The organism is Neisseria sp. P0009.S007 (assembly GCF_051962515.1).
The window spans coordinates 1-8,130 of the sequence record NZ_JBQCVF010000095.1; the positions used below are offsets into that span (position 1 = coordinate 1).

The 8,130-nt window shown below is 49.7% G+C and carries 6 protein-coding genes and 1 pseudogene; 3 read left to right on the forward strand and 4 right to left on the reverse strand.

What is annotated here, in order from left to right; genetic code table 11:
- The 4 genes and pseudogenes from ACTHS3_RS08925 to ACTHS3_RS08940 all read right to left on the reverse strand — a co-directional run.
- Window positions 1–128: pseudogene (locus ACTHS3_RS08925) on the reverse strand (acyl-CoA thioesterase); the annotation flags it as partial.
- 26 nt (window positions 129–154) lie between these two features.
- Window positions 155–1,084 carry an LpxL/LpxP family acyltransferase gene (locus ACTHS3_RS08930; protein WP_070625664.1) on the reverse strand — a complete coding sequence of 310 codons (930 nt, stop codon included), beginning with the start codon at window positions 1,082–1,084 and terminating at the stop codon, window positions 155–157.
- Between the two features lie 4 nt (window positions 1,085–1,088).
- Window positions 1,089–1,814: a glycosyltransferase family 2 protein gene (locus tag ACTHS3_RS08935; RefSeq protein ID WP_039862192.1), complete on the reverse strand. Its 726-nt coding sequence runs from the start codon at window positions 1,812–1,814 to the stop codon at window positions 1,089–1,091.
- A 146-nt stretch (window positions 1,815–1,960) separates the two neighbouring features.
- Window positions 1,961–3,727 (reverse strand): ABC transporter ATP-binding protein/permease, encoded by a 1,767-nt coding sequence (locus tag ACTHS3_RS08940; RefSeq protein ID WP_440367730.1) that lies wholly within the window; start codon window positions 3,725–3,727, stop codon window positions 1,961–1,963.
- Window positions 3,728–3,961: 234 nt separating this feature from the next.
- On the opposite strand from ACTHS3_RS08940, the gene ACTHS3_RS08945 reads away from it, so the two are divergent.
- From ACTHS3_RS08945 to ygfZ, 3 genes are all read left to right on the forward strand, one after another.
- Window positions 3,962–6,184, forward strand: a complete 2,223-nt coding sequence (locus tag ACTHS3_RS08945) for a TonB-dependent receptor (protein ID WP_440360591.1) — start codon at window positions 3,962–3,964, stop codon at window positions 6,182–6,184.
- 199 nt (window positions 6,185–6,383) lie between these two features.
- Window positions 6,384–6,947, forward strand: coding sequence for a peptidylprolyl isomerase (locus tag ACTHS3_RS08950; RefSeq protein ID WP_070608800.1), 564 nt, complete (start codon window positions 6,384–6,386; stop codon window positions 6,945–6,947).
- A gap of 122 nt (window positions 6,948–7,069) precedes the next feature.
- The gene (gene ygfZ, locus ACTHS3_RS08955; RefSeq protein WP_107791828.1) at window positions 7,070–7,927 is read left to right on the forward strand and encodes a CAF17-like 4Fe-4S cluster assembly/insertion protein YgfZ; all 858 of its coding nucleotides are present in this window, start codon (window positions 7,070–7,072) and stop codon (window positions 7,925–7,927) included.
- Window positions 7,928–8,130: the final 203 nt, after the last annotated feature.

Sequence of the window (8,130 nt, forward strand, 5' to 3'; positions counted from 1 at the left end):
AAAAAAGCGCAACGTGCGGTTTCAAGGTATTTGACATAGTTGCCGTGCCACACGATGTGCATGGCATCTACGTCAAAAAAAGGAACTTCGGTTTTAAAGCTGTGTTGGCAGTAGATGTGTTTTTTCATGGTTTAAAAGAGTAAGTGTGATGGTTTCAGACGGCGTCTTCGCCCCAAAAATCATAAAAATTGAACCATTGTAGCGGATTTTGCGCACATTCTTGCGCCAGAATGTCGGCAAAACCCTGCATCGCGTCTTTGACGGCAGCCTCGCGGTTGCCGCGTTTCCAGCTGGAAGTATCGGTAAAGCGGCGCAGTTTCAAATGATAGCGGCCGTTTTGTTTGACGCAAAACAGCGTGTTTACCTGCGTTTTTAAAAGCGAAGCCAACAGCCATGCGCCTTGCGGCATAGGGGCAGTGTGGCCTAAGAAATTAATGTCGGCGGTTTTCTCGCCGCGTACAGGCACGCGATCGGCCGCGATGGCAATCCATTCGCCGTTTTCGATACGGTGGTTTAATTCCATCATCAGGGTGGTGTCCAAATCTGTCACCTGAATCAGACGGATATGATCTGCGCCGGCTTTTTGCAATGCCTCGTTAAATGCCTGCGCGTGTTTGCTGTGCACCAATACGTTGAGTCTGAAATTTTTATGGTGCGACACCAGCGCACGGCAAACTTCGGTATTGCCCAAGTGTGAGCAGGCAAAAATCTGGCCGCGTTCGTTGCGCTTGACTTGCGAATAGATGTCGTCCGGATCTTCAATTACCAAATCTTCATAACGGATTTTGCGTTGCCACACGGCAAAACGGTCGCAAACCGCTTCGCCAAATGCGACGAATTGTTTGAATACGCTATGTTTCGGCAGGACGGTATGGGGAAAGGCCGTCTGAAGACGGGTTTGATAGCGTAAGACATGACGGCGCGGTTTGGGCGCGGTTGCATAAAAATATAGCACCACAAACCAAATGCACGGCCTCATGAAAAAAGCCGGCAGATAGCGCACCATCAGTGTGGTCAGAGCGAGAAACAGGCGGCTGCCGCGTTCGGGCTGCGCCGCCCAATGGGTTTGTTTATTATTGGTCATGGTTTCAGACGGCCTTTCCGAAAACTTTACCCAATCGGTGTTTCAACATACCGAAAAACAGCCGTGTATGCATTTTGCTGATGCGGACATTGTCGGCAAAGGCATCGAAATGGGACACGCCGTCGGCGGCGTATTGGACGGGCGTTTTAATCCAAACCGGTTTGACGTTGCGCCAGTAGAGGCGAATAAGGATTTCCGTATCGAAGTCCATGCGGTCGCCTACGGTTTCTTCGCGGACAACGGACAGTGCGGGTGCAAGCGGATAGAGGCGGAAGCCGCACATGCCGTCTTTGATGTCGCATGACCAAGTGTGCAGCATATTCCAAAAGTCGGTAATTTTGCGTCCGTAAAGCCGTGCTTTAGGCGCGTCATCGCCGTATTGCGGCCAGCCGCAAACAACGGCTTCGGGATTTTGTTCTGCTGCGGCGAGGAGTTTGAGTGTGTCGTTCAAGCAGTGTTGGCCGTCTGCATCAACCTGTAAGACGTGGGTATAGCCATGTTCTTCGGCGTATTCCAAACCGGTTTTGACCGCTGCGCCTTTGCCGCCGTTGATGGGGCGGTAAAGGACATCAATGCCGTCTGAAACCAAAGCCTGCAATACAGGTTTGCATTCTTCGCGTGAACCGTCGTCCACAATTAAAACGTTTAAACCAAAGCCACGCATGGTTTGGGCAACGTGGCTGATGGTGGTCGGATGGTTGTAATGTGGAATAAGGGCCAGGGTTTTCATAAATATTTTTTAGACGACGTTAACACAATGCAGAGTATAGCAAATAAACATGCTATGGCGTTTGAAAAGGCCGTCTGAAACGGCGAGGACAAAATCGTTTGATTTCGTTTCTCACTGTTTCAGACGGCCTTTGGTATGCCCTTAATTCAGCATTGTACATGACCGACATCGAGGCATAAATCATGGAACTCGTTGAGCGTGCTGCGGTGTCCGATGCTGATGATGATGCTGTCGGGCAGTTTTTGTTTTAAAGCACGGTAGAGCATGGCTTCGGTCGGCTCGTCCAAGGCGGCGGTGGCTTCGTCGAGCAGGATGACTTTAGGCTGCGAGAGCAGGGCGCGGACGAAGGCGACGCGTTGCAGTTCGCCGGGGGAGAGTTTGTGTTGCCAGTCGTCGGTTTTGTCCAATTTATCAACGAGATAACCTAGGCGGCAGATATTCATGGCTTCGGCTAACTCAGGATGCTGTTTGTCGATGTCGGGGTAACAAATCGCGTCGCGCAGGCTGCCTTGCGCCGTGTACGGGCGTTGCGGCAGGAAGAGGATGTCTTGATGCGGCGGATGGCTGACTTTACCGCTGCTGCCGAAAGGCCAAAGCCCTGCCAGCGTGCGCAGCAACGAAGTTTTGCCGCAACCGCTCGGGCCGCGTATCAGCAGGGAATTGCCGCTTTTGAGGTTAATATTGATACCGTCTAATAAAACTTCGCCGTTGTGACGGTATAGGGCAACGTTTTCTAAGATCAGGCCGTCTGAAACTTCGGTAAGGTCGGGTTGTCGTGCGGTGTGTTTTTCTTCCGTACTCAGCAAAAAGCCGTACAGACGCTCCAATCGGGCGCGGTATGCGGTGAATTTGTTGTAGAACATCCGGAAGAAAGACAGCGCGTTTTGCAGTCGTGCGAAGGCTTGGACGGTCTGCTGGATGTCGCCGATTTTGATTTGTCCGGCAAACAGGCGTGGAGCTTGCAAAATAATCGGGAAGAGTTTGATGCCGTTGGTGAACATATCGTTAAAGCCGCTCAGGCAGACGCTTTGCCGCGCAATGCGCCAACGGTTGCGGATAATGGCTTTAAAACGGTCGGAAAGCTGGTCGTGTTCGTGTTTTTCGCCGCTGTAAAACGCCACGCTTTCGGCGTGGTCGCGCACGCGGATGAGGGAATAACGGTAGTCGCCGTTGAGCTTTTCGTTTTCATAGTTGTAACGAATTAAAGGGTTGCCTATCCACATAGCGATAAAGGTCGCCAAAATCACGAACATATACACAAACCAAACGATGCCGTGCGGAATATCGAAGCCGAACACGGTCAGAATGCCCGCCAAGCCCCATAAAACAACGGCAAATTCCAGCGAGGTAACGACCGAGTTGACCATGCCGCGCACAAATTCTATGGTCGAGGCGATGAAATCCTGCGCATCTTGTTGGATACGCTGGTCGATATTGTCTGGCGCATGACGGCGCATTTGCAGGCGGTAGTAGTTTTTGTCGGCAAGCCAGCGTGAAGTCAAAACTTCATTGAGCCGCTCCGACCATTTAATCGCCAAACCTTGATCGAGAAAGTCGTTGACGACGTTGTTAAACGCCCGTATCAACACCACGCCTGCATTCATCGCTGCAAACATCCAAAACGCGGAGGCATTCAAATCTTGCATCGAGTCGTAAAGCCCTTTGGACATAAAGGTACTCAACACATTCAGCCGTACTTCGGTTAACAGCAGCGTAATCATCACCGTAATCAGCAGCAATACTTTAACTGCACTTTTCGGCGTCAGGCACAGGCGCAGGATATAGCTGAACTCGCGCCCGAAGCGCGTGTTGCGTGCAAAAAACAGAATCACCGCCGAAGCTGCGGCGACCATCAACAAGGTCTGCACCAGCCAAGACGGTGAGGAATAAAGCTCGGTTTGCCATTTTTGCATGGATGTATTCTCTGAAAGGGTCGTAAAGGCCGTCTGAAAGGACGGCAAATTTATTTGACTATGGTAACTGTAATAATAGTTTTCTGAACTGTTGTATTTTTTGTGTTTACAAACGGTTCTTATTTGTTTTTATGGAAAGCGGAAATCTTATCAAATATAATCGCAAAACCAAATTACTTTGTAATTTTTTACTCGATATAAGAATTATTAATATTTCAAACCAGAAGGTATTTTATGAACAGCAAATTAGCCCTGATGCCGCTTTTGATTATGAGCGCATTTTCTTATGCCGCCGATGAAGCAACACCCGAAACCCCTGTGCAACAGCAGTTGCAGGAAGTCAAAGTCCATGCCGACGCTAAACGCGTGAAGGCCGCACGCTCTTATTCTATTGCCAGCGACGGCGACTTACGTGACCGTGTGAACTTGGGCGTATTGGGTAAAGCCAACGCTTTTACCGCGCCGATTACCGTCGTCAACTACGACGAACAAGCCCTCAACAACACCGAAGCGCGTACTTTGGTGGATGCCGTAGCGAAAAAAGACGCTTCCGTTTGGCAGTTCGGCGGCGAAAGCAACACATTGACCGGCCTGTATTTCCGCGGTTATCAGCTTGATGCACGCCAATTCAGCGTCAACGGTTTGGCAGGTATGTACGGCACGCAAGGCACGGCCAGCGTGCAAGTCGGCTCCGCACAACTGATTAAAGGCGCGTCCACCGCCGTAAACGGCATGGACCCTGAAGGCGCGGTATCCGGTTCCGTCAACATCGAAACCAAAAAAGCCGCAGACGAAGGTAACCGTAAAATCGGTTTGGGCTGGTTCAGCAACAACCGCGCCCAAGGTACGTTCGATTTAGGTCAACGCTTCGGCGAAAACAAAGAATTCGGCGTGCGCGCCAATGGTAAACTGCGCCACGGCGACACTCCGCGTCACGGTTACAGCGAAGACAACAAAGAATTTGCTTTGAATGCCGACTATCGCGGCGAAAAAGTGCGCGTGGCGTTCGATTCCATCTACGCAAAACGCAAAACCAACGGCGGTCGCGCGCGTATGCAGGACATTCAAAACGCCAACGGCCGCTTGTTTGACGCACCTGAAGGCAAAGTGAATTTGGCGCCGAGCTGGCAGGCTCAAAACACGCGCGGTCAGACCAATATGCTGACTTTTGAATGGGATGCGTTTGAAAATGCCCAAATTACAGGCGGTATTGGTTATAACAATGCGCGCTATTATGGCAATTTCGCCTCTCCTACCGTTACAAGCAGCGGTTTGACCTACAATTCAGGTCGCGCGCGTTTGACCGACCAGCGTTTTAAAACGCTCAGTATGAATCTGACTGCACGCGGCGAATTTGAAACCGGTCCGGTAAGCCACAACTGGAGTACCGCATTTGACCGCATCGACCGCAAACGCACTACTTATCAAGGCGCACGTCAAACAAGAAGCAGCGTTATCGATCCGAGCATCGACATTCCTACTCAATTGGCAAAATTGGATTCCAACTTAGGCAGCGCGTGGAACCCAACCCCTTCATTGGATACCGTGATCAAAGTAAACAGTTTGGCAGTTTCCGACACACTTGGTTTTGCCGACAACAAATACCGCCTCACTTTAGGCGGGCGTTTCCAAGCCGTCGAGCAGAAAAACAAATTAAACGGCCGCAAAGCAGATGCGAGCCGTTTCAGCCCGATGTTGATGGCAGCATGGGTTCCGCAGCCCGATTTGGTGGTTTACGGAAACTATATGGAAGATTTGGAGCCGTCCGACATTCGTACTGATGACGACGGTCATGTAACGATGGCAGATCCGCGCGTCAGCCGCCAATTTGAAGTCGGCGTACGCAAAAACTGGGGCGACTTTGTCACCACTTTAAACGCGTTCCAAATCAAACGCCCGGGCTACTGGCGCGGCAACACGACTTCAGGAACTGATTTCGCAGCGCGCAAAAATGCAGGCTTGGCTTATAGCGGTTCGGAGCAAGGCATAGAACGCAGCCGCGGTATCGAGTTCAATACCTATGCCAACTTGTTGAACAAAACCCTGCGTCCGACTTTCGGTCTGATGTATCTGCAATCAACCGTAAAAGATTATCCGAATTTCGCCGACAATTTAGTTAACGGCGTACAAGTCGCCAACCCGCGCGTGATTGCCAAAGCAGGCGTGGAATGGGACACCCCGTTTGCCAAAGGCTTGACCCTGAACGGCAACGTTTCGTACTTCGGCAAGTCTTACCAAGACACGCAAAAACAATACGCCTTCCCGTCCTACACTTTGGTTGACATAGGCGCGCGCTACAAAACCAAGCTCGGCAAAAATACGTTGACCGTCAGCAGCTCGGTAGAAAACCTGTTCAACAAAAACTACTGGCAGGTACAGCGCGGCCAATACGACCGCAGCTTCGCCGTTGTCGGCATGCCGCGTACTTATTGGCTAAAAGCGGAATTGGATTTCTAATCTGATTTCGGTTTGACCGTAATAGCAGGCCGTCTGAAAGGGAATGATAAAGAGCAAGAATTTGGTTTTTATCCCTTTTCAGACGGCCTGATTTGATTGCCTTATGTTTTTTGCTTGAAAAATCTTACATGTTTTTTATGGATTTCACGCGAAACAAGGTTAATATTCCATTTTCACAATACATCATTCGAGAAGACATATGAAAAAATCCATCAAACTGACCCTGTGCGCCCTTGCACTCTCACTTTCCGTACAAGCACAAGCAGTTACCCATGCAGTGATTGAAACCAATATGGGCAACATCCAACTGGAGCTGGATGAAGTCAAAGCGCCGAAAACCGTGGCAAACTTTGTCAATTACGCCAAAAAAGGTTTTTACGACAACACGATTTTCCACCGCGTTATCGACAATTTTATGATTCAAGGCGGCGGATTTACCGAGAATATGGTACAAAAATCTACCGATAAAGCCATCACCAATGAAGCATACAACGGCTTGAAAAATAATGTCGGTACCATCGCCATGGCGCGCACCGGCGATCCGAATTCAGCAACCAGCCAGTTTTTTATCAATACAGCCAACAACGACTTTTTGAATTTCAAAAGCAAAACCCCTCAAGGCTACGGCTATGCCGTTTTCGGTAAAGTCACTTCCGGCATGGACGTGGTCCGTAAAATCAGCAAAGTGAAAACAGCGACACGTGGCTATCATCAAGACGTTCCAACCGAAGCCGTGATTATCCGCAAAGTCAGCATCAAATAATTTTGATTGTTTGAATCCAAACAACAGGCCGTCTGAAACATTCAGACGGCCTGAATTTATTTATTTGATAATAAGCGGCAATTTGGGCGATAATTCAGCATCTACAATTTAAGGAGTCGATTATGCAAACCCGCCTGCCTTTTTTCGGCGTTGTCCGTGTCAGCGGCGAAGACAGAGCTTCATTTCTTCATGGTCAATTATCCAACGATATTAATAATTTAGCTATCGGTCAGGCATGTTATGCCACATACAATACGCCTAAAGGCCGTGTATTGGCGAATATGCTGGTCGTCAATCGCGGAGAAGATTTACTGTTGGTCATGGCTCAAGATTTGACCGAAGCCATCGTCAAACGCCTGAGAATGTTTGTCTTGCGTGCAAAAGTCGTCTTCGAGCTGATGCCTGATTTAGTAGTCAGCGGCGAGTTGGCAGACGATGCAGAACCTCATCCTGCTGCCGAACCGCAACTGTCTTTCCCAGCCCAAATTCAAGAAAACACCGTAGAAATTGCCTTGCCGCACACAGGCCGTCTGAAAATTTCAGTAGCTGAAAATGCAGCCGAATATCAAGCAGGAGCCGAAAACGCGTGGAACCTGCACGAAATCCGCAGCGGCTATCCGTGGATTTGCGCCGCAACCAAAGAAGCGGCTGTTGCCCAAATGCTCAACCAACATATCATCGGCGCAGTCCATTTCCGTAAAGGCTGCTACCCCGGCCAAGAAATCATCGCCCGCGCCCAATACCGAGGCCAAGTCAAACGCGGTCTGGCCGTATTAAGCGGCGATTCTTTAGAAGCCGCCGGTATTGCCGTCAAAGTCGGCGAGGAAGAAGCAGGCGTTATTCTTAATACTGCACTCACAGAGCAAGGCAGCCTCAGCCTCGCCGTTATCAAGTTTTCCGTAACGGAAGCAGCATTGACCGATGCAGACGGCAATGCTTTGAAACAGGAAGAACTGTTTTTTACGGTAGAGAAAGATTGATGTTAGATGATTGAACAAAAAGCTTAAATATCAGCTTGAAATGAAAACAGAAAGGCCGTCTGAAATTCAGACGGCCTTTGATATTGAGTTTTGTTGGTACATGACCCAAGCTGCGTTTGCTGCCGACTGGATTACGGCATGGTTTGGAATCATTCGGTAGCAACAAAAACCGCGTGCGTGCGTACCGCACACACCCTACACCT

What these genes read in the sequence shown, in the direction of transcription:
- ACTHS3_RS08935 (WP_039862192.1), bottom strand. Translation starts at nt 1,814, where the DNA reads ATGAAAACCCTGGCCCTTATTCCACATTACAACCATCCGACCACCATC.
- ACTHS3_RS08945 (WP_440360591.1), top strand. Translation starts at nt 3,962, where the DNA reads ATGAACAGCAAATTAGCCCTGATGCCGCTTTTGATTATGAGCGCATTT.
- ygfZ (WP_107791828.1), top strand. Translation starts at nt 7,070, where the DNA reads ATGCAAACCCGCCTGCCTTTTTTCGGCGTTGTCCGTGTCAGCGGCGAA.
- ACTHS3_RS08930 (WP_070625664.1), bottom strand. Translation starts at nt 1,084, where the DNA reads ATGACCAATAATAAACAAACCCATTGGGCGGCGCAGCCCGAACGCGGC.
- ACTHS3_RS08940 (WP_440367730.1), bottom strand. Translation starts at nt 3,727, where the DNA reads ATGCAAAAATGGCAAACCGAGCTTTATTCCTCACCGTCTTGGCTGGTG.
- ACTHS3_RS08950 (WP_070608800.1), top strand. Translation starts at nt 6,384, where the DNA reads ATGAAAAAATCCATCAAACTGACCCTGTGCGCCCTTGCACTCTCACTT.